At 74.7% G+C, this 663-nt stretch carries 1 pseudogene; it reads right to left on the minus strand.

Annotation, left to right across the window (positions count from 1 at the left end):
- Positions 1 to 663, minus strand: a pseudogene (locus VR45_RS41615) (hypothetical protein); the annotation flags it as partial.

The following is a 663-nucleotide window of genomic DNA, read 5'->3' on the forward strand; positions in this document are numbered from 1 at the left end:
GCGCGGTGCCGGCGGAGGAGCCGGGGGCGGTGAGGGCGTAGTCGTCGAGCAGGGCCTGGTACTCGCCGCGCATGATCCTGGTCTCGGCGCGGACGCTGAGCAGGCACTGGTAGCCGGGGTCGAGGGGGCCGCCGCGGAAGCAGGAGAGGCCGCGGACGACCAGGTCGTCGGCCTCGTCGAGGAGGTCGGCCCACTGGGACAGGGTGGCGAGGGAGACCAGCAGGTAGGAGCGGCAGAGCGGGTCGACGGGGGAGGCTTCGAGCTCGCGGACGCGTTCGCCGACCTCGGTCGCGGCGAGCAGGCCGCTGGTGGCGTCGAACTCGGTGAGCAGCGCGTAGGCGGGCGGTGCGAGCCGGTGCGGGGTGCGGGCGGCGAGGCGCTGGACGCCTTCGACGACCTGGAGCCAGCTGCGGCCGTCGTGGGCGGCGATCTGCGCGGTGGCGGCCTGGACGGCGTGCAGGACGTCCTCCTGGTCGGCGAACCGGTGCGCCAATTCGTCCATGAGTTCGATGGCGGCGGCGGTGTCGCCGCGGGTGGCGAGTACGGCGCCGAGGGTGCCGGCGGCGCGGAAGACGCCTTCGTCGGTCTGCTGGAGGTGGACGGCCTCGGCGAGGTGGCGCAGGCCGATGGTGCGTTCGGCGGGGCCGAGGGTGACTTCGAGGC

Origin of the sequence: Streptomyces sp. NRRL S-495 (genome assembly GCF_000966955.1) — a bacterium.
Taxonomy (GTDB): Bacteria; Actinomycetota; Actinomycetes; order Streptomycetales; family Streptomycetaceae; genus Kitasatospora; species Kitasatospora purpeofusca.